The 21,234-nt window shown below is 44.7% G+C and carries 18 protein-coding genes and 1 pseudogene; 8 read left to right on the forward strand and 11 right to left on the reverse strand.

Annotated elements, in window-relative coordinates:
* A partial coding sequence (locus tag VOR_RS18215; RefSeq protein WP_162097685.1) for an IS1 family transposase occupies positions 1 to 113 on the reverse strand: 113 nt, incomplete at its 3' end.
* A 133-nt stretch (positions 114 to 246) separates the two neighbouring features.
* On the reverse strand, positions 247 to 723 hold the full coding sequence (locus VOR_RS0103250; RefSeq protein WP_010318300.1) for a CreA family protein: 477 nt from the start codon (positions 721 to 723) through the stop codon (positions 247 to 249).
* 188 nt (positions 724 to 911) lie between these two features.
* Here VOR_RS0103250 and VOR_RS0103255 point away from each other — a divergent pair, with 188 nt between their 5' ends.
* A complete protein-coding gene (locus VOR_RS0103255) occupies positions 912 to 1,421 on the forward strand; it encodes a hypothetical protein (RefSeq protein WP_010318301.1) in 510 nt (169 codons plus the stop codon).
* A gap of 231 nt (positions 1,422 to 1,652) precedes the next feature.
* Positions 1,653 to 2,345, forward strand: coding sequence for an HAD family hydrolase (locus VOR_RS0103260; protein WP_010318302.1), 693 nt, complete (start codon positions 1,653 to 1,655; stop codon positions 2,343 to 2,345).
* On the opposite strand, the gene VOR_RS19200 is transcribed toward VOR_RS0103260, so the two are convergent.
* Complete coding sequence (locus VOR_RS19200; RefSeq protein WP_010318303.1) at positions 2,302 to 2,514, reverse strand: hypothetical protein; 213 nt, start codon at positions 2,512 to 2,514, stop codon at positions 2,302 to 2,304. The two genes, VOR_RS0103260 and VOR_RS19200, sit on opposite strands and share 44 nt — an antisense overlap.
* A gap of 442 nt (positions 2,515 to 2,956) precedes the next feature.
* Here VOR_RS19200 and VOR_RS0103270 point away from each other — a divergent pair, with 442 nt between their 5' ends.
* The gene (locus VOR_RS0103270) at positions 2,957 to 3,580 is read left to right on the forward strand and encodes a DNA-J related domain-containing protein (RefSeq protein WP_010318304.1); all 624 of its coding nucleotides are present in this window, start codon (positions 2,957 to 2,959) and stop codon (positions 3,578 to 3,580) included.
* Positions 3,581 to 3,728: 148 nt separating this feature from the next.
* Here VOR_RS0103270 and VOR_RS0103275 read toward each other — a convergent pair whose 3' ends face one another.
* The 4 genes from VOR_RS0103275 to tesA form a co-directional block, all read right to left on the reverse strand.
* Positions 3,729 to 5,384: an ABC-ATPase domain-containing protein gene (locus VOR_RS0103275; RefSeq protein WP_010318305.1), complete on the reverse strand. Its 1,656-nt coding sequence runs from the start codon at positions 5,382 to 5,384 to the stop codon at positions 3,729 to 3,731.
* Positions 5,385 to 5,471: 87 nt separating this feature from the next.
* Positions 5,472 to 7,382: a sensor domain-containing phosphodiesterase gene (locus tag VOR_RS0103280; protein WP_010318306.1), complete on the reverse strand. Its 1,911-nt coding sequence runs from the start codon at positions 7,380 to 7,382 to the stop codon at positions 5,472 to 5,474.
* Between the two features lie 197 nt (positions 7,383 to 7,579).
* Entirely contained in the window at positions 7,580 to 8,782 is a 1,203-nt protein-coding gene (gene fabV / locus VOR_RS0103285) for an enoyl-ACP reductase FabV (protein WP_010318307.1), read from the reverse strand.
* Positions 8,783 to 8,863: 81 nt separating this feature from the next.
* Positions 8,864 to 9,466: a multifunctional acyl-CoA thioesterase I/protease I/lysophospholipase L1 gene (tesA, locus tag VOR_RS0103290; protein WP_010318308.1), complete on the reverse strand. Its 603-nt coding sequence runs from the start codon at positions 9,464 to 9,466 to the stop codon at positions 8,864 to 8,866.
* Between tesA and VOR_RS0103295 the strand changes: the two genes are divergently transcribed.
* The 3 genes and pseudogenes from VOR_RS0103295 to VOR_RS0103305 all read left to right on the forward strand — a co-directional run bounded on the left by VOR_RS0103295 (position 9,465) and on the right by VOR_RS0103305 (position 14,341).
* Positions 9,465 to 10,139 carry an ABC transporter ATP-binding protein gene (locus VOR_RS0103295; RefSeq protein ID WP_010318309.1) on the forward strand — a complete coding sequence of 225 codons (675 nt, stop codon included), beginning with the start codon at positions 9,465 to 9,467 and terminating at the stop codon, positions 10,137 to 10,139. The genes tesA and VOR_RS0103295 overlap by 2 nt on opposite strands.
* Positions 10,139 to 12,584 (forward strand): annotated as a pseudogene (locus VOR_RS17675) (ABC transporter permease). The gene VOR_RS0103295 and the pseudogene VOR_RS17675 overlap by 1 nt, the downstream one beginning before the upstream one ends.
* A 275-nt stretch (positions 12,585 to 12,859) precedes the next feature.
* A complete protein-coding gene (locus VOR_RS0103305; RefSeq protein ID WP_081480686.1) occupies positions 12,860 to 14,341 on the forward strand; it encodes an FAD-dependent oxidoreductase in 1,482 nt (493 codons plus the stop codon).
* A gap of 44 nt (positions 14,342 to 14,385) precedes the next feature.
* Here the strand turns inward: VOR_RS0103305 and VOR_RS0103310 are convergent, their stop codons facing one another.
* From VOR_RS0103310 to VOR_RS0103320, 3 genes are read right to left on the reverse strand one after another with little or no spacing between them, the layout of a single operon-like run.
* The gene (locus VOR_RS0103310) at positions 14,386 to 15,330 is read right to left on the reverse strand and encodes a 5-oxoprolinase subunit C family protein (RefSeq protein WP_029626859.1); all 945 of its coding nucleotides are present in this window, start codon (positions 15,328 to 15,330) and stop codon (positions 14,386 to 14,388) included.
* Positions 15,312 to 16,031, reverse strand: coding sequence for a 5-oxoprolinase subunit B family protein (locus VOR_RS0103315; protein ID WP_010318312.1), 720 nt, complete (start codon positions 16,029 to 16,031; stop codon positions 15,312 to 15,314). Before VOR_RS0103315 ends, VOR_RS0103310 begins: the two co-directional genes overlap by 19 nt.
* Positions 16,032 to 16,084: 53 nt before the next feature.
* Entirely contained in the window at positions 16,085 to 16,828 is a 744-nt protein-coding gene (locus tag VOR_RS0103320; protein WP_029626860.1) for a 5-oxoprolinase subunit PxpA, read from the reverse strand.
* A gap of 208 nt (positions 16,829 to 17,036) precedes the next feature.
* On the opposite strand from VOR_RS0103320, the gene galE reads away from it, so the two are divergent.
* Positions 17,037 to 18,053 carry a UDP-glucose 4-epimerase GalE gene (galE, locus tag VOR_RS0103325; RefSeq protein ID WP_010318314.1) on the forward strand — a complete coding sequence of 339 codons (1,017 nt, stop codon included), beginning with the start codon at positions 17,037 to 17,039 and terminating at the stop codon, positions 18,051 to 18,053.
* A gap of 83 nt (positions 18,054 to 18,136) precedes the next feature.
* On the opposite strand, the gene VOR_RS0103330 is transcribed toward galE, so the two are convergent.
* The gene (locus VOR_RS0103330) at positions 18,137 to 19,354 is read right to left on the reverse strand and encodes an aromatic amino acid transport family protein (protein WP_010318315.1); all 1,218 of its coding nucleotides are present in this window, start codon (positions 19,352 to 19,354) and stop codon (positions 18,137 to 18,139) included.
* A 607-nt stretch (positions 19,355 to 19,961) separates the two neighbouring features.
* Between VOR_RS0103330 and VOR_RS0103340 the strand changes: the two genes are divergently transcribed.
* Positions 19,962 to 21,227, forward strand: coding sequence for a DEAD/DEAH box helicase (locus VOR_RS0103340; protein ID WP_010318317.1), 1,266 nt, complete (start codon positions 19,962 to 19,964; stop codon positions 21,225 to 21,227).
* The last annotated feature ends 7 nt before the right edge of the window (positions 21,228 to 21,234 follow it).

Below are 21,234 nucleotides of genomic sequence, written 5' to 3' on the forward strand. Positions count from 1 at the left end.
GAACGCTTGCACTCAATGCAACGAAAGCGCTGAAAGCCTGTTACTCCAGTTCCGTGTTTACGAACATGTTCAGTTTGGTTGCAAAATCGACATTGAACTTGAATGGTAGCCATGATTTCTAATTTGAGGGTGAAAAGGCTACCATTTTAACACAACATCTCCATGTTGGAGTCACGACCCAAATTCTTGCTTTCATTTTATTACATAAAAAAGTGATCCATACATAGGTCACCGCAATGTTAGCCGCTATTTATTAGGTTCTATCTCTATACTATAAGCCTTAGTGCCCCAAAGCGGTACGGTCGATAGGCTGTGTTTGAAGCTACCATCTGTTTCTTTGGTGGTATAAGACAAGTAGATCAGGGTTTGATTTTCTACATCGTAGATACGTCTGACTTTCATTGACTTGAAGAAAATGCTTTTTGACTTCTTAAACACGATTTCGCCTGATTTACTTTTATCAATTTTCGCAATCATCTCTGGCGTGATATCACCAGTCTGACGACACGAGATAGAGCTATCACTTGGATCAGAAAGGCTCAAATTAGCCTCAATTGAAGCAATATGGCACGTAACACCAGTTACAATATCATCACTTAGATTTTCGATTTTTACGTCTTTAAGTGTGAAAAATCCGAGCGATACATCGCCAACTTCATTGTTATCGCAGCCAACTAAACCAAAGCTAAGTATGAATGCGGTGGTGATGAGTTTCTTGTTCATGTCTATAATCCATTTATCCATCTTTCTGCACATGATAGCAGCATCAAAGGAGAATGATATAGGCTGTTATGTTGATGTTTTGGCCAGCATATCTGCAGTTTAGATGAGGATAATGTGAGTAATTGCTTGTCGCATATCGATCTGGTCAGTATCCTGCTCGTAACAATTAAAAGAAGAAGTAAATAGCAATGATTAACCAACCTGACGTTGTCGCCATTAAAAACCAATGGCTGTTTGACCAAGTGAATGTTGAATTTCCCACCCAGGAGAGCTTACAAGGTCGAGACCTTTACCAGCAGGCTGTTATTCAACGTAGCTATCGTTCTTTTATGACCTCTATTGATGATCCCAACTTGTCATTACTCGACGAGATTTATTTAGTTGATTTTCATCGAATGACAATATGGTTTGCTCTTCTGCAAGCAAGCCTATGGGACGATAAAAATGATCAATCAAAGGTTATCGAATTCTTTACCCAAATTATTTATTCACCACCTTGTGAACTTTACTTAGGTTTTAAACAGGGTGAGCCAGTTGCTGCTGGTGTCGTCACTTTTACTTCTCAAGCGCTACTCATTTCTGACATCGTTGTTTTGGATAAAGATTCATTTGGTGGAAAAGACGCATTTATACATTTATTGCTCGAAAAATTGCGTTCTAATCATGAATTCAGCGGTGATATTTTTATAGAACAGTAACTTATCCTGTTAAAGTGCACCATTAAAAGTCTAGGATCATCTTCATTCTGAATTTGCATTTCGATACGACAGGCGGTTATAACGCCAGTTGCAACATCTTATTCGGCATAAAAGAGTGATGCGGATATAAGTTATGCATATCAACTCTTACCTTCGTTTCATTTTGTTAACTCAATCATTCTATCCCTTCATTCAAGGGGTAAGATTAAGTATCGAATGAAGGAAGTGTTTATGGCTGTAAAAAAAATAAAATGCATTATTTTCGACTGCGAAGGCACTTTGGTGGATAGTGAGCATTTGTGCTGCGAAGCATTGGTTTATGTCTTAAACCAACTTGGATCCGATATTACTTTTTCACAACTGCGCAACCATTTTGAAGGCGGTAAAATTGCAGATATACTGTTGCAAGCACTTGAACATACGAACATTAACGCCGATCTTGATCTTTTAGAGAACCTTTATCGGGATAAAGTTAATGAGCTCTTCCAGCAATCTCTTTCACCCATGAATGGTGCGATAGAACTACTTGAGTATTTACGCCAGCAGGGTATTGAATACTGTGTCACCTCTAATGCACCTAAAGAAAAAATATCATCAATTTTACAACGGAGTGGTTTTCTTCCCTTGTTTGAAGGACGTATTTTTTCAGCCTTTGATGCGAATAGCTGGAAGCCTGAATCTGATTTGATTCGTTATTGTGCGATGAATATGGGATTTCTTTTACAAGAATGTATTTATGTGGATGATTCAGCAAAAGGGGTTGAAGCGGGTATTAATGCAGAGGTACCAACCGTTCAGCTAGCACCTCTTAACCCGCAGGGTTTTTCTCAAGCGCCTAATGTCGTTGTTATCGACACATTACTCGAGCTTAAACCATGGCTCAATGCACATTGTTGGCCAAGCAATGAATGTGTTTATGACTGATTAGCGCGGTGTGTACACCAATCATTTGCTGGACACTTTGTAAGTGGTCGGTTTTAAAACCACATTGTGCACAGATAAACTTTTCATTGTTTGTGGAAATAAAATATTCGTCATGCTGACAAAGTGGACAGCAGTCTATTTTTTCGAGTGTTTTATTTATATTTTTCATAATCAATTCTCAGCAGCGAAAAGGGAGAGTAATGTTCTCCGTATGCACAGAATAAACACTAATCAAAACTTGCTCTCTGTAATATTTACCTTAGTTTCAAAAATTAGAGGCATTTCATACTTCACTGTAAGGAATGTTCAGTTTTGTATCTTATAGCCGTAGAAATTTGTGTTTGAGATGTGCCTATCTAGCTTCGTTTTGTGATTGGTTTTCAGTATCGTCTTGACGAAGCGTTCCGTAAGGTGGAGAACATCATGCAACAATTCGGCCTTTCTCTTTTTATGTATCGATCGATAGATAGTGCGTGTGATAAACGGAGTCTAGTTCAAAAAGCCAAGATAAGATGCGGTAAGAAACTCGACAAAAAAGCGATATTGGCTTTGAATGAAGAGAGAACCTTAATGTGAACGTCGAGACTATGTCCCAAAGTAGGCCAGAAAGTATGTCCGAAAGCTTAGAACTTACCGCTCAGTTTCAATCTTACATGGAAAATCCGCTGCTTTGGCCAATGTTGGAGGTGTTGCGCAAACAGCCTTCCGGTTGGAAAGTCCATACGTTAGCGGCACATTTAAGTGAACAGGGATTCATGCCTGTACTTGATAGCGCACCTGAAAAAGACCTCTTTAAGCGTAATTTTTTGATCATGAACGCGCTCTATCAGCTTCAAGAGACGCTTTACCCTGAAAAGTGGTTACAAGTGTCAGCAATGGACATTGTACTAATGCCAGCGCATCGTGCGGTCAATTGCGAAATCGACCCAGATGAACCATTGCGTGATTATTATACGCAGTGGAAAAACTATGAGGCTGATGAAGGAGAAGTGCGCCGCTTGTTGAACGAATTCTGGACTCGTTACCGCAAAGCAATGGGTGGAACGAGTAACCTTAATATGAATCGTATTCAAGCATTGAGGCTGTTTAAATTACCAGCTGAAGCGACGCAAATTGAAATCCGAAAAACATGGCGCAAGTTAGCACTAAAGTGGCATCCAGATCGAGACAATGGCAATGCTGAAACGTTTCGAGTGTTGTGTGAAGCATGGAATATTTTGCGACAAAATAGCTAAAGCACAAGTCTTAAACTCTAAACAAGATATTCGTCAATAAGGGTCAACTGGCACAGCAAGGCATGCCTAAGCTAACTGCCTGTAAGGTATTAAAGCAAAAAGAAGCGATTACTTGCTTCTTTTTGCTTTTGCTTTGGCGGATTTAATCTTACTGATGGTTTTTAAATTGTGATTTGCGCATACGGTTTAACGCTGCCATCACATCGATGACTCGTGGTTTCGCTAAATCACCATGGTTTGGCATATTTTGGTGCCATGTTCCTGCTAATAAAGCCACCATCTCTTTGCTTGGTTGCGCTGACCACCCTGGTGTTTGTGCAAACTGGAACCAAGTCCAGCCAATCGCATTGACTTCAGAAGGTGACTCCAACTGTTCTAACGCATTTAAATCCGTAAATTCTTTGCCAAAGCGAAGCGAATCAACACCTTTGGCTGAGACGCGGAATTTGCCATCAACCAGTAATTTCTGCAGCACGGTGCGATTCACTGCGCGCTCTGGGAAAATGGCCAGTGGCGTTTCACACTCGTTGTGACGAGCAGTTGGGTGCTGTTTGATCACTTCTTTAGCTTTGTTAGTCACATCAACGGCGTGGTAATCATGCATTTGAATGACCGTATCGGCAACATCTAAGTAATCACCGGAGCCACCCATGACGATCAGCGTTGAGATATCCAAATCATCACGTAGCTGCCCAATACGATCAACCAATGGTGTAATGGGTTCATCGCCTTTACTAACTAATGCTTGCATACGCTCATCACGGATCATGAAGTTGGTGGCCGAAGTATCTTCATCAATCAGTAATGTACTAGCGCCAGATTCAATGGATTCTTGTAACCACGCTGCTTGCGATGTTGAACCGGACGCATCTTGAGTGCTGAAATCAGAAGTTTCTTTGCCCATAGGCAGATGATTGATGTAGTTGGACAAATTCAAATTATGCACGCAACGTCCATCTTCAGCGCGAATTTTCATGGCTTGATGATCCGTAACAATTCGCTCACGCCCATCGCCGGGAATATGGTTGTAAATTGAGCGTTCGATCGCCGTTAATAACGTCGATTTACCGTGAAAACCACCGCCGACGATAAGGGTGATACCTTTGGGGATGCCGAGTCCTTTCATTTTGCCTTGGTTTGGTGTCTGAAGCTCGACTTCTAGCGATGTGGGGGCTTGGAAAGTAACGGCGTCTTTCATCGGCAGATCGCAGTTACCTGCCAAGCGAGGTAATACGCTGCCATTGGCCACAAAAGCGACCAGATTGTGCTGTGTCAGTTGTGCACGCATTGCTTCTTGATCTTCGATCACAGCGCAATGCTCAAGTAGGGCATCTTTATCCAGTTCATGTTCAATGGTGGCTCGGCGAATGAATTTTGGCAGATAAAAGGTGATGATGTTGAGCGCTTTTTTGGCCAGAATGTCACGACCTTCAGCGGGCAAATTGATGCGAAAACGAAGCTCAATACCATGCTCTGTAAAGAGAACGGCTGTGCTATCAAGCACTGTTTGACCGGTTAATGCGATGGCAATATGGTTCTCTTGCTTAGCAAACTCAGCAAAACTACGCGCGATAAAATCTCTTGCGGCCATTTGATAAGCGCTTGATTTTTCTTTTAACCATTCCAAACCTGTTAGAGACCAAGCTCGAGTAGCGCGGAAGCGCGATGCAGAAGCGTAAGGATCCGCTTGAATATGATCAATATACAAGGTGAAATCACCAAAATCGTATTGTCCTTTAATCTGCTGATAGGCTCGGTAGTTCTGTTTCTCTAGCTTTTTGAGAATTGAGGTTAATAAATCCATCTCGATATCGCTCGTTTGGAAAGGAAAGGCGGCGATTATAGGAACCACCAGACTGAGAGTAAAGAAATGATAAGTGATTCCTTTACTCTACAAAACCTTTGTATCAACGGGATGTACATGATTTTGGTTCAGTAGCCCAATCTCAAACTCGTCACAAGGCATCGGCTTACCATAGAAATAGCCTTGACCAAACTCACACCCTTCACTGATGATAAAGTCTTCTTGGCTTTGAGTTTCAATCCCCTCGAGGATCACTTTCAACTTTAATTTCTTGGCAACGTGAATGATTGAACGAACAATTTCTTTATCTTCCTCACTTTCATCCAGTTGATGTACAAAACTTTTATCTATTTTTATGCAATCAAAAGGGAATTTTTTCAAATAGCTGAAAGAGGCGTAGCCTGTGCCAAAATCATCAAGTGACAATGTCACGCCCAGTTGATGTAGAATTTTTAACGTGTTGCGAGCCACCGCTTCATCTGCAATTAAACAGCTTTCAGTTACTTCTAACTCTAAATACCGAGCAGGAAGTTGATAGGTATTCAGTAGCTCGCGAACTTGGTCTGCAAATTGGGCATTCTGTAATTGGACCGCTGAAACGTTAATGGCCATTTTAAAATCATCGACCTGTTGTGCCCATTTGTTCGTTTTTTCAATGGCTGACCGCAGAACAAAGTTGCCTACTTCAAAAATCAGTCCATTTTGTTCTGCCATATGAATTAAGGTTTCATTAGATATATCGCCCAATACAGGATGTCGCCAGCGTAGTAGTGCTTCAGCTCCTGTCCAGCGATGAGTGGTCGGAGATACTTTAGGTTGAAAATAGAGCATGAGTTCATCATTGCGTACTGCGCGCAACAAGTAACTTTCTAATTGATTGATTTGTTTGAGTGAGTCACTGAATGCTTGCGAGTGATAGCAAAATTTATGACCGGAGTCCTTACATGAGACCATGGCAGCCGAAGCTTGTTTAAGCAGCTCGATAGCATTGTCAGTATCTAAACTTGTCGCAATACCAATATAAGCGTGAAGATGAACATTATGGTTATCGAGTTTAAATTCAGAATGACCGATCTCGACCAATTTATGGCACAACTTTTCTAGGTGGCGCGCTAATAGTTTTGTTTTGACGATCAAGACTAAATCTGTCGACGTGGGGCGAGCGGTCAATATTTCAATTTTGTTGCAGTGGCCGAGTCGTTTACGGTACCGAGAGATGACTTGATCCCAGGCGCGGTAGCCAAAGTGAGACTGAATGTGACGAGCATTAGTGAAACCAATGTGAACTGCAGCAACTTCTGTGCGCTGCTTTGTTGCCTGTAAAAGGCTATTTTTAAGCTCTATTTCAAGTGCATGACGGTTTAAGAAGCCAGTGCTGGTGTCATGCCATTTTTGATATTGAATTTGTTGCTCTGCGGCGCGGCGTTTATCGATTTCTTGCGTGAGCGAGTAGTTGAGATCTGCAAGATCTTGGGTACGGTTATCGACGCGAAGCTTAAGCTCATCATTGAGCTGCTGAAGTTTAACTTGCTGGTATAAGGTTGTGAGCTGAGATTCAATGGTATCGCGAAAACTTTCTAGTAACTGTCTGTAAGTTGGGCTGAAGTGATTCTCTTTGCTGTCGAGTACACAAATGGTGCCAAATATTTCACCATTTGGCCACTTTAATGGGATACCGCAATAGGCAATCATACCTAGTGGAATATCTGGATTATGTATCCATTTTTCATCGGCTAAAGCATTCGGAACCAGTAATTTCTGCTGTGTTTGCATCACAGTTTCACAGTACAGACCTTGTCCTAAGGGTTCTTTATACCCGGTTTGATAGGGGTTGTCGACGTTGTTATTTTTACAGAATATTTCGAGGTTTTGCTGACTAGCACGCATGATTAATGCGCTCGGGATGTTTAAAATTTCAGCGAGTAAATTCACAATACGCTGCCACCCATCCATCATAGAAGAGGGGATCAGCAGCTCATGTGTCTTTATTTTCGACATATTATCAAATTCCTTTGGGTGACAGAGCTTAAAAAGCCGAGCATTCATTGCTCTAGACTAACAACGACAAGTTCGCTCCTATTTGCCATAGTATGGTATGAAGTATAAGAACGCGCCGCCAATGTAAACAAAAAAAAGCCCCAATAAAATATTGAGGCATTGAGATAGTTAACTGCGTCTTACAAATAAGACAGTGGCTATTGATTGGTTTGTTTGATGTAGTGTTCGATATTGATTTCCTGAGAATAATCAACACCATCAAAACCGAAGCCATTGAGCTGCATGAATTCTTGCTTAAATCCTTTATAGTCAGCTAGTTGTTTAAAGTTGTGTTGTTCCATTTGTTGAAGTAAATCGGCCACTCTTTGCTGGGTATCTGGGTTAAGTTCCCAATCGTCCATACGGATCAGTCGTTCACCATCAAGCGGTATTTTGCCTTTGCTGTAGAGCTTTTCTCTAAACAGACGTTGCATCTGCTCGATACATCCTTCGTGCGTCTCTTTTTCTTTCATTACCTTATATAATGCGACAATGTAAGGGCTTAAATTGGGAATAAACACGCTTGCCTTCGTGACCAAAGCCTTGCAAACAGTTGCGTAAGCTCCGCCGCCATAGTTAGACAGTTTTAGGTTGAGAGAGTGGCTGGTTTGGTGCAAATCAATTTTGGCGCGCCCAAGCGTACCGTCAAGATAAATAGGGTGAGTAACTTGAGGGCCGATGTAGGAAAAGGCGGTAGTTTTACACCCTTGTGCGATCGATTCAGTGTTGATCAGGGTATCTATCCAGTTTTCCCAATCCTCGCCACCCATCACTTTCAGTGTACCTTCGATCTCTTCGTCATTTGCAGGGGCAATGGTGGTTTCTACCCACGTATCGTTTTCCAGTAATATCGTCGCACCAGAAACGGCCTCACCAATCGGTTTGATGGCGGAGCGCCAATACTGATCTGAATTGGGTTTTGGTCTCATGCCGCTGGCGATACTGTAAATGACTAAATCGACTTCCCCTTCAAAATAGGTCTCTATCGCTTCAATCACTTGCTCGCGTACTGATGGTGAAAAAACATCTCCATCGATATTGACGGCGACTCGACCTGCTTGTTCAGCATATTTTTTAAAAAAAAGACTGTTGTACCAACCAGCGCTACCAACGCCCTTTTCTGACGGTGCTTTTTCAAAGGAAATGCCAATCGTATCGGCTTCTGAACCACCAAAGGTAAGGGCAATGCGGGCGGCGAGTCCAAAACCGGAAGAAGAACCTAAAATGAGAACTCGTTTTGGCCCGTGAGTGATCGGTCTACAAGATTTCACGTAATTAATCTGTTGTAACACAGCTTGTTCGCATCCGAGTGGATGAGCAGAGCGAGCGACCACACCTTTGATCACAGGTTCAATGTGCATAGTTTGTACCTTTGCGGTTAGGGGAATGGTCTAAAAAATATCGTAAAACTAGGTAAAGTTCATTGATCTGAGGCATTAAAATCAGAGATGATCTGCTAAATGTTGCGCAACAAAATTGGCGATCCACGGCTGTGCGTCGACTGTCGGATGTAAGCCATCGGCCATCATCCACTCGGGTTTAATGATCACTTGCTCTAAGAAAAAGGGCAGCAACGGCACAGAGTGTTGGAGGCTAAGCTCAGAATAGAGGCTATAAAAGGCATCGCTGTAGCGTTTGCCATAGTTTGGTGGAATGCGGATCTGCATCAAAAGAGGGGTTGAGCCTGCTTTTTTTATTTGGCCAATGATGGCAGTTAAATTGCTGCTGATCAATTGAGGTGGAAAGCCACGCAATCCGTCATTCGCGCCAAGCTCAATAAGCACTGCGTCAGGGGTATGCAGGGTGAGTAGTGACGGTAAGCGGGCTAGGCCATTACCCGTTGTATCGCCAGAAATACTGGCATTAATGACATCAATGTCTGATTTGCCTTCAGCTTGCAACGCATCAGGCAGCAAGCTGGGCCAAGCGTTTTCAATCGTCATTTGGTAGCCAGCGCTTAAACTATCACCCAATATCAAGAGTGTGGTACTACTAGCGCTAGCCGAGAATAATAAAATACAAATTAAGGAAAAAAGTCGAGTCATGCAAACATCCGTTATCAGAGCACATTCATTATCTAAAACAGTCTCTACCAATCAAGAGCATTTAACAATCTTAAAAGAGGTAAACCTAGAGATAAAAAATGGTGAAAGCGTGGCGATAGTAGGAACGTCTGGTGCGGGGAAATCAACCCTGATGACGCTGTTGGCTGGGCTTGATACGCCGACACGCGGAGAGGTAGAACTATTGGGTCAGCCATTGTCTCAATTGGACGATGAAGGACGCGCGGCGATCCGCAGTCAATCGGTTGGCTTTGTGTTTCAAAGTTTTTTGCTGATCCCAAGCTTGTCTGCGTTAGAGAACGTGACGCTACCTTGTTTGTTAAAAGGCGAAAAAGAGGATGTGGATCGTGCTAAATCCTTGTTGACAGCCGTCGGGTTATCACATCGAATGCATCACTCTCCTGCACAGCTTTCAGGGGGCGAGCAGCAACGAGTCGCGCTAGCAAGAGCCTTTATGATCAATCCGCAAGTGCTGTTTGCCGATGAGCCTACTGGCAACCTTGATCAAGAAACTGCGGCGAAAGTGGTTTCATTGCTGTTTGAATTAAATAAGCAGCACGGAACGACCTTAGTGCTGGTTACCCATGATCCCGCTCTTGCGGCGCAATGTGACCGTATTTTCCACATGAAAGCCGGTATGTTGGAGGAGCGGTAATGAGTGAGATGTCGAACCGTTCACTCAATAAACGCTTAATTCGCTGGAGCTTGGGTGAAATCCGCCACGGACAGCTATGGCCTATTTCAGTGGCGTTAACCTTGATCATTGCTTGTATTTTTTCGCTGACTGCCTTAGCTGAGCGTATGGAGCAAGTGATTGTTAAACAAGGTAAAGATGCACTCACTGCCGATAGTGTGTTTGTTTCCGCAAACCCACCCCCAGCGTCATTGCTCGATCAGATCGAGCGCTTGCAATTGCCGTCTTCACAACTTACACGTTACGCGACAATGGCATTCAGTGAGCGCGGTATGCAGTTAGTCACTGTCAAAGCGGTGGATAGTGCTTATCCGCTACGCGGTGAAATGCGTCTTTCTGATGATGTGACGACATTTCAACACCTTGCGCCGAATCAACTGTGGTTAGATGAACGAGTGTTTGCGCAATTAGATAGACGTTCAAATTGGTGATCAGGTCACTCTGGGCGATGCCGACTTTACGGTCTCGGGACGCATCCTTGAGGAGCCGGGACTCAGCTTTAATCCGTTTCAACAGATGCCAGCGGTGTTGATCCACCAAGACGATGTGGCTCGTACTGGTGCACTTCAATTGGGAAGCCGAGTGCAATTTAGTCTGTTCATTAATGGTGATGATGGACAGATTGAAGCAGTAAAACAGTCCGTTACTTTAACGCCTAGCGATCGTTGGCGTGATCGAAATAGCGCCAGCCGAACGAATGAGGCTTTTGAACGCACCGAGCAATATTTGTCGTTAACCGTAGCGATTGTGATCATCATGGCGGCAACCACATTAGTTCTGACTTGTCAGCACTATGTTTCTACGCGGCAAAAAACCATCGCCATGTTAAAAAGCCTTGGGGCGAGCAAACGTTGGATCCGCCAATGGTTGATCGTACAAGTGGTGATTTTGTTTGTTTCTGCAGTGGTGTTAGGGGTATTGATCGGCATTGGCCTAGAGTCTTTATTACGCGTGCCGCTGGTGGATTTATTGCCGACGCCTTTACCGAGTTATGGCGCTAAACCTGCTTTTATTGCGCTGATGGTGAGTGGGTTGATCGCTTTTCCTGCACTCGGCATTCCTCTATTGCATTTGCTAGATACAAGTGCGCTCAATGTCATGCAAACAGAGCGAGCGAAACCGAATCATCGCCGTAATGGGTTGCTCATCTTGATTCCGTTAGTACCGATGCTGTGGGTTTATTGGAATAACCTCTTAGTCTGGATTGTGTTGGCTGGGATAGTGGCGCTTTTTGCGGTGCTTGCTGTGGTCAGTGTCTTGGTGACTCGTAGTTTAGGACGTCTTCCTCTCTCTACCGCACTTAAATTAGCGCTCAGCCGAATCAATCGCTCGGCGATGATGACGGGAGTCCAGTTTGGCGCGTTAGGATTATCGTTAATGCTATTGGCGATCATTTGGTTGGTGCGTACCGATTTACTCTCTGATTGGCAGCGAACCTTACCCAGCGATGCTCACAACGCATTTGCGCTCAACATTTCACCAACTGAAGTTAATGATTACCTCAACACGTTAGATAGCGCGAATATTGTGCGCTCACAAGCCTATCCTATTATTCGAGGGCGTTTATCCACTATTAATGGCATAGAAGCCCAGCAGCAAGCTCAAGGTGAAGAGGGCAGCGATGCGTTAAGGCGTGAGCTCAATTTCACTTGGGGGGAATCGTTACCCAACAACAACCAACTGACGGCAGGATTGTGGACAGAGCAAGGTGGCGTTTCGGTTGAATCGGACGTTGCTCGTGATTTGGGGCTGAAACTGGGTGATAGTTTGGGGTTTGTGATCAATAGCCAAACCGTGGAAGCGAAAGTGAATTCGATTCGCCAAGTTGAGTGGCGAGAAATGAAGCCTAACTTCTATTTCATTTTTACCCCGGACCTGCTGCAGGAGATCCCTGCCACGTGGTTGGTGAGTTTCAGAGCGCAAGATCAAGATAACGCCTTACTTGCTACGCTTGCTCGCACTTATCCCACCGTCAGTTTGATGGATATCCGGGCAATGGGCGATAAAATTCAAACTTTGTTGACGCAAATTATCTGGTCAGTGACCGTACTGGCCGCAATGGGCGTGATTGCTGGTATTTTGCTGATTTTTACCCTGTTGCGTTTAAGTTTAAGCCAGAGGCAACAAGAAATTCGTTTATATCGAACTTTAGGGGCTAGCAAGCGCCGCGTCGAGCAGACTATTTGGGCTGAATACGGTTTGATGGCACTCGTCGCTGGTGTTGTTGCAAGCCTTGGCTCTGATGCGGTAGTGGCGGGAGTCATGAAGTTCGGTTTTGAACTAGAACCTATGGCGCATTACAGTATGTGGTTGGTGTTACCATTGACGACGTTTTGCACATTATCGCTGGTCGTGAGTAGTTTAATTAAGCGGCTGCTAACCCCTATAAATAAAGACTTTAACTAGCGGTATCCATTATCCCAGACGGAGTTATCCACAAAAACAGTGGATAAAGTTTGGGATAACTCGACGGCTTGATAACGGCCTGTTTGCGCTTAGCCCCGTAGTTACCTTGGGTTGCGCAGATTTGTTATTCACAAGGTTGGAAAAACGTCGTTTTGGCTTTATTGAGTCAAGCAATTTTTTAAGTTATTTGTCGATTATGCGTATTGCTTGTTAGTGGTAAAACAGATAAGACCACGTGAAAAATGTGATTTTAATAACGCTTTACAAGCTTTAGAATGCATCCGGGTTTTCCAGAGTACTCGTATCTTATGTCATATAAAAAGTTCAATACAGATTCTCCATGTGTCGCCATTATTGGTGGAGGGGTCGCTGGTGCCACTGCTGCCGTCCATATGGGAGAACTGGGTCTCAATGTGCTGCTTTTGGAAAAAAGCGCTGGCCTCGTTAACGGGCCGCCGATTTGTCATCTGCACGCGGGCGGTAACCTCTATCGTGAAATTTCGCAGCAGCAGTGTCTTGAGTTACTTAAGCAGTCGATTGAAACCGTCAGGCTCTACCCCCACACGCTGAATAAGCGACCGACTGTGATTGCTGTTCCGCATAGTGATGGTGGTGAGCCGCAAGCCTTATTACCAAGGCTAGAGCTTATTCAGCGCAGCTATCAACAATTGGTTGATGAAGACCCACGTAATCAGCAGCTTGGTCAACCCCAAGAGTATTTCAAACTCTACAGCCGTGAAGCACTGCAGGTATTAGCAACTCAGCAACAGAGTGATCAACCGACATCATTTGATGATTGGGTGATCCCTTTTGCTCAACATGCAGATTTAAATCAGTTGAAATACCCAGTCATTGCAGTGCAAGAGTACGGTTGGAGTGTTTTTCGGCTCGCGGCTAGTGCAGAGCTTGCGTTAGCGGCGATGCCTCATTGCCAAGTTTTAACGCACGCTAAGTTAATCAAATCTGATTTTATTGATGAGCAATGGCAGCTCGTTTATTTGGATGCTCAAAAGCATGAACACGTTATTTATGCCGATTATTTAGTTAATGCATGTGGTTATGAAACGGGAATAGTCGATGATTTGGCTAAAGCTCCGCGTCAACGCTTGGTGGAATTTAAAGCGGCCTACGTTACCCGTTGGGCAGAATGCGATCAGCAATGGCCAGAAGTGATTTTTCACGGGCCAAGAGGCACCCCACAAGGAATGGCTCAGCTAACACCGTATGCTGATGGTCTATTTCAGTTGCACGGTATGACCGAGGGAATCACGTTATTTAAAGATGGATTAGTGGCCTCGCAAGCTGGATCATCACAGCCCGTATTGCCTGATTATCTCGAACGCAAAATTAAGAACGGCTGGCAACAGGACGCACTGCAAGAGCGCAGTGAACGAGCCATACACCACATGAGTCAGTTCATCCCACAGTATATTCAAGCACAAGTAGCTGGTAAGCCACTGTTTGGTGCGCAGCAAATTCCCGGTCAAGATGCCACATTACGAGCCGCTGATGTTACGTTTGAAGCTCATAATTATGCGCGAATCGAAGTGGTCAAAGGTTCATCCGCGTTGGAAGCGGCAACTAAAATTGTTCAGCATTGGCAGTTAGTGAACGATGAAGACTTGCTACAATCGATAGAAGTTCGTCACCCAATCAGCATGAGTTTGGCTCTTGAACAGGTGGAAGAGAAAGCCATCGCGTTAGCTAAGGCACGTGCTTATCCTGAAGGATTGGCAAAAATTGTCGGTATGGTTTGATTGGTGACACCTTGCGGTTTTCTAAAGGAGCAAGGTGATAGTCGTTAGTAGCCGAAATAACGCGCCCATTGGCACCAAACCTCTTGCAGGCCTTGTATATCACCTTTGACAAAACGTATTTTCTGCCCCGGTTTTGCTTGCGCCAAACGGGGCAGATCAATGCGAGCCACACACCCTAATTTAGGGTAACCGCCGATGGTTTGGCGATCGTTGAGTAAAATGATCGGTTGGCCATCTGGCGGGATTTGAATCGCCCCCAAAGCAATTCCTTCCGATAAAATAGGTGTCGCGGGTGGGGTAACCGTATCGCCATTAAGACGATAGCCCATGCGATCGGCATGCTGACTGACAGTGAAGCTGGTTTGATAAAAGAGATCGAGTTGCTGCGATGAAAATTGCAGGGCTTGGTAGCCTTCAATGACGCGTAATTTAAGTGGCAGATTATAATCAGGCTTATAACGAAAAGTGATGTGTACGGGTTTGTTATCGATAGCGTGGGGATTAAAGTACAGTGAATCGCCCGCTTGCAGTGGTACGCCGTTTTGCGTTAACCCACCAAGCTGTTCTTTGGGTACGGTGGCAACACTACCTAAATGGTGAGGCACAATGAACCCTCCGCGCACGGCCAAATAAGCTCTTAAGCCATTTTTGGCTAGGCCAAATTTCAGTGTTTGCCCGGCTTGCGCGCTAAAGCTTTGCCAATTACCAATCAGTTTTCCATCTAACGTGGCCGATAAATCACCACCTGCAATGGCCAGCATACATGGATGTTTAACATGAAATTCCGCCTGACCAAGGGTGATTTCAAGCGTTGCTAAATTGATTCGGTTACCCAGTAAATGGTTGGCCCAACTGTAGGCGTAATCATCGACTGGTCCTGATTGAGTAACACCGATATGACTGAGACCAAAGCGACCAAAATCTTGAATTAAGCTCAGTTGACCGGGTTTTATCACCTGTAGTAGGGGGCTCATGAATGGTGCTCCCACTGCGCGGCTAATTGAGGTATTTCACCTCCCAATGATAAAAACTCCTCGCGAGTCATCGCTGTAAACTTCACTTTAGTTCCAATCGAAAAAGGCGTCATTGGTGTTTGATGAGGAGAAAAGAGCGCATGGGGGCAATTGGCGATGATATTCCATCCTCCGGGAGAGTTGTTCGGATAGACGGCCGTTTGCTGTTCTGCAATCGCGACGCTGCCTTTGACCACACTAAGGCGTGGGGTGGCATGGCGCGGTAAGCGTAATTGTTCATCTACTTCAGCCATAAAGGCAAAGCCTGGTGCAAAACCGACGGCACAAACGGTGTAGACCGTTTGAGTGTGCAGCGCGATAACTTGTTGCGTGGATAAACCAAGCGCATGGTAGCGCTTTAAATCTGGGCCGACACTTTCATCGTAGTAAGCGCCAAGCTCAACCAAATTGTGGGTGGCTTCCACAGCTAAAGATAAGGCCGAGATCGCTGTGATCAATTGCTGCTCTAGCTCCCTTTGACTTATACGATAAGGAAGGTAATCGATCAAAATGGTAGTGTAAGAAGGGGTGACATTCATCAGGTAAGCAGAAAACTGCACCATGATCTGTTGCGCAATTTGTCCGATATCGAGTGAGAGATCGGCCGATGGCGGGTGAGCAAAACGCAATAAGAGGCTGCATTCCGCAACGGGTTCAATGCTGTAGTCCAATGTCACTTAACACTCCTTGTGATGACGTTGTGGCTGCTAGGAGATACACGTGTAATGGTTCAACGCTCTCGTAGACAAATTCGGATTTTCTCTATCAGTTCAATCGCCGCCGGGTTATCGCCATGCACGCAAATTGTATCGGCTTCGATAGGGATCACAAAGCCATCCGAACTGGTCACTTTTCCGTAATCAACCAGTTGTTTAATTTGATTGATGATCGCCTCTTCATTCGTCAGCACTGCATTGGCTTGGCCTCTTGGAGTGAGCATACCATTAGCGAGATAAGTTCGGTCGGCAAAGGCTTCAAACAGCAATGGCACGTCATAAATATCGGCGATATCGAGGTAATCTTGGTTATTGCCTGAAGCTAAGATCATCAAGGGCACATTGAAGCAAGAAACTGCATCGACCACTGCGCGAAAGACAGATTTGTCACGCATCATATCGTTATATAAAGCCCCATGAGGTTTGACGTAGCTTATCTCGGCATTTTTGCTCTCACATAATGCCTTGAGTGCGCCAATCTGGTAAATCAGTAACTCGCATATCTCTTCTTCGCTAAAACTCATTGAACGGCGACCAAAACCTTGCAAATCGTGGTAACCCGGGTGAGCGCCAATCATTACATCAAATTGAATCGCCAGCTCAATCGTTCGGCTCATCACGTGTGGGTCAGAGGCATGAAAGCCACACGCAATATTGGCCATGTCAATCCAAGGCATCACCAACTCATCAGCGCCCATTTGCCATGCACCGAAGCTCTCGCCCATGTCACAATTGAGAGTGATTGTTCTTTTTGTCACGGGTTGCATCATCCTTGAGTGTCCATTTTGAGTAACTTGCCGTAATCAAAAGCAATATACAGTGATCCGATTCATTGTTTGGCGATAAGTATGGGCCGAAAGAGAGCGAATTGGCCTGATAGACAAACATTAAAGCAGATTGATTTATAAGTGAAGTTTAGGTTGAAAGTCGTTAAACTTGCACAACCAATGTCAGAAGGTAAAAACAATGAAAGTATTAGTGACAGGCGGGATGGGGTATATCGGCAGCCATACCTGCATTCAAATGATCCACGCCGGTATGACACCCGTAATTTTTGACAACTTATACAATAGTAAAGCATCGGTTTTAGAGCGCATCGAAAAAGTGTCCGGTGTGAAGCCGCTGTTCGTCCATGGTGATGTACGCAACCAAGCACAACTGGTTGAAGTGATGAAAGCGCAAAATATTCAAGCGGTGATCCATTTCTCAGGCTTAAAAGCAGTCGGTGAGTCAGTAGAAAAACCATTGGAATATTACGATAACAATGTTAATGGCACATTGGTACTGGTGGCGGCCATGCGTGAAGCTGGCGTGAAGGCACTTGTTTTTAGTTCATCTGCAACCGTATACGGTGACCCAGCCTCAGTGCCTATTACCGAAGATTTCCCAACCAGCGCGACCAACCCTTATGGCCGTAGTAAGTTAATGGTTGAAGAGTGCTTGGCCGATTTCCATAAAGCCAACCCAGATTGGAGCATTACACTGCTGCGCTATTTTAACCCTGTAGGTTCACATCCATCAGGCGAGTTAGGTGAAGATCCACAAGGCATTCCGAACAACCTAATGCCTTTTGTCTCGCAAGTGGCCGTGGGTCGAAGAGCATTTCTCTCTGTTTTTGGCAGTGATTACCCAACTAAAGACGGCACAGGTGTTCGCGATTATATTCACGTAATGGACCTAGCCGATGGTCATATTGCTGCGCTGGAAAAAGTAGGCCAACAAGCAGGCTTGCACATTTATAACCTAGGCACAGGAAATGGCTACAGTGTACTAGAGATGGTGAAAGCGTTTGAACAAGCGTCAGGTAAAAGCGTGCCGTACCAATTGGTCGAACGCCGCGCTGGTGATATTGCGGAGTGTTGGGCAGATCCAAGCAAAGCGATGGCGGATCTAGGTTGGAAAGCGACTCGCAGCCTAGAAGCGATGACACAAGATACGTGGCGTTGGCAGTCAAATAATCCACAAGGTTATCCTGAGTCTTAAGCTCTTGCTTCAACTTCTCTGCGATGAATGAAATAAATAGCCAGTCAAATGACTGGCTATTTTGATCTGACTTGGTTGGATAACTAACCCAGAGCGGGTAGTACACCAAGGCTAATAAAGATTTGCGAAGTGACGATCAGCAAACCAATGGTTGCTGTCATGGTCAAAGCCAGTTTGCCGCCTCTGACTTGATATTGTGTTCCACCCTGCAGTTGGAATACTTGGTTTGAACGCACTTTAATCACCATCACAATCGGTAAGAATATGGCCAAAATAGTCAACGCAATAGCCGCGTAACCGAGCGCCATAATAAAGCCTTGAGGGTAAAATAACGCAAAGACTAATGGTGGCAGATAGGTGATGACGGAGGCAGCCATACGGTGCAATGGAATGTTCTTTTTCTTAATCGTATCGCCCATGAATTCAAACAAGCCCAAGCTTACGCCTAAGAATGACGTCAAAAGTGCAAGGTCGGCAAACACGCCAATAATGCTGCTTAAATTGGATTGATGAACGGTTTGCCCTAATGTCACAATTAGCGCACTCAGGCCGGAATTCTCAACCAGCTGAGGTTGGCTAACGACACCTAACGTGACGATCTGCCAAAAAATGTAAATAATCAACGGGATAGCAGAACCAATTAAGATGGCTTTGCGCAGCGAAGGGGTGTCGCCATCTAAGTAATTCACAATCGCCGGAATACTGCCATGGAAACCGAATGAGGTGAAAATGACGGGAATTGCAGCAACGATTAAGCCTTGCTCAAGTGGCATACTAAGCAAGTATGACTGAGAAACATTAGGTGCAAGAAATGAGAGCACTATAATCATCGCGACCATTTTACCGGCAAACAGCAGGCGGTTCACTTTATCAACCGTTCTGGTGCCGATCGTCACCACAAGTGCAACCAGTAAAGTAAAAAGCAAGGTGCCTAGCGGATTGCTGATCTCAATGCCAGCAAACTCTGTCAGGCGATGAGTGAATTGTGCGCCGCCACCGGCAATGTAAGCTGCACAAAGCGAATAGAACAAAAATAGCATAGCAAAGCTCGCTACCCACTTTCCTTTTTGCCCTAAGATCTGTTTAGCCAATGTATGTAAGGTGGCGTCTTTGTCTGCATATTGATGGATTTCAACCATTAACAATGCAGTGAAAGCCATTAATGCCCAGAGGGCGATCATAATCAGTAATGATGTGCCAAAGCCGATACCTGCAGAAGCGAGCGGTAGAGCTAGCATGCCTGCACCGATAGTGGTCCCTGCTATGATCAAAGTACTGCCGAAAATCTTTGATTGAGTCATGGTGTAAAGTTCTTTATACGTTATGTTGTGTTTCAGGGAGTGATATATATGAATGCAACGGGGTGTTGACCATTAATCCACTTATTTTGGGCTATATTGTAGAACTTCGGATTCATTTTCAACAGCTTTGTAAAAATAAAAATCCATGAATGTATTTTTTTGTTTACACTTCAAGGTGGCGGCTAAATAAGAGTGGTCGAAATCGTTTCGCTGTGATAGATATTGTGGTGATGATTCATTTGACCATTCGCTTTCAAAAAACTGTCATATAAATCATTTAAAAAGGATCTTGCGACGTGATAATTCCGTCTCAGTAAATATCAAAGGAGGTCGATTAATGAGTGACCAATATAAAAACGATGAGTGTTTAGAGTGGCTCGACGCCATGGAGATCGGATTTGATTTATCCGATTATGACTCTGTCTCTCATGAATGCTCTGAACAGAGCGCAGAATAGTACCAGCCAGCAGCCTATGCTGGCTATGCTCCTTACATTCCCCCCTCGTGTATCAATTCCATAGCACTGTTGATTTCCGCTGATTTTGAATAGGCGATTACCTTGCGCTTTGTTACAATCCGCGCCCTGATTTCCAATAGGTAAGCTGCAATGTCTGATACTGTGCACCCATTCCAACGTTTAGGACTTTCAACCACATTAGTTAGCGCTCTGCAATCTTTAGGTTTTGAACAACCGACGGATGTTCAATCTCAAGCTATCCCGCATGTTTTGGCTGGTAAAGATGTCATGGCTGGGGCGCAAACGGGTACCGGCAAAACGGCAGCTTTCGGTTTACCTATTTTGCAACGTTTTCTTGATAACCAAGTTGAGCGAGAAGCCAATAGTAAAGTTGTGCGCGCGCTTGTTTTGGTTCCGACTCGTGAGCTGGCTCAACAAGTGTTTGATAGCTTAAGTGCTTATGCACAAAGCACTACATTGAAGATTGTCACCGCGTATGGTGGAACCAGCATGCAAGTGCAAACACGTAATTTACGTGGCGGTACGGATATTTTAATTGCGACGCCGGGGCGGTTAATTGACCATCTGTTTGTGCGCAACATTATCCTGACGCAAACCGAAGTGTTGGTGTTGGATGAAGCCGATCGCATGCTCGATATGGGTTTTTTGCCTGATATCCAACGTATTTTGCAACGCATGAATGATGAACGCCAAACGCTGTTTTTCTCGGCCACCTTTGATGACAAAATCAAAGCATTAGCACACAAAATGATGCGCGACCCTGTCGGCGTGCAAATTTCACCGGCCAACGCGACCGCTGATACTGTAAAACAGATCGTTTATCCAGTGGATAAAAAACGTAAAAGCGAGTTATTAGCTTATCTAATTGGTTCACGTAATTGGCAGCAAGTCTTGGTGTTTACCAAAACCAAACGAGGCAGCGATGAGCTAGCCAAAGAACTGAAATTGGACGGCATCAAAGCGGCTTCGATCAATGGCGATAAAAGCCAAGGGGCGCGCCAAAAAGCGTTGGATGATTTTAAAGCAGGTAAAGTTAGAGCGTTGATCGCTACCGATGTTGCGGCTCGTGGAATTGACATTCAGCAACTTGAACAAGTGGTTAACTACGACATGCCGTATAAAGCGGAAGATTACGTGCACCGCATTGGCCGCACAGGCCGGGCCGGGCTAACGGGCTTCGCTGTCTCTTTGATGAGTCGAGATGAAGAGTATCTGCTTGAAGCGATCGAGGCTTTACTCAATCAACGCTTGCCGCAAGAGTGGTTAAAAGGGTTTGAGCCGAGTTTGTTGGAAGCCTTACCGACTGAGCGTAGCAGCCGTAAACCTAGCCGTTCAGCGGAAAAAAGAAAGATGAAAGCAAAGCTGAACATCCATGCGGGTAGAGGTAAGCGATAAAGCGCTT

It is taken from the genome of Vibrio ordalii ATCC 33509 (genome assembly GCA_000257205.1).
In the GTDB taxonomy this organism is placed as follows: Bacteria; Pseudomonadota; Gammaproteobacteria; order Enterobacterales; family Vibrionaceae; genus Vibrio; species Vibrio ordalii.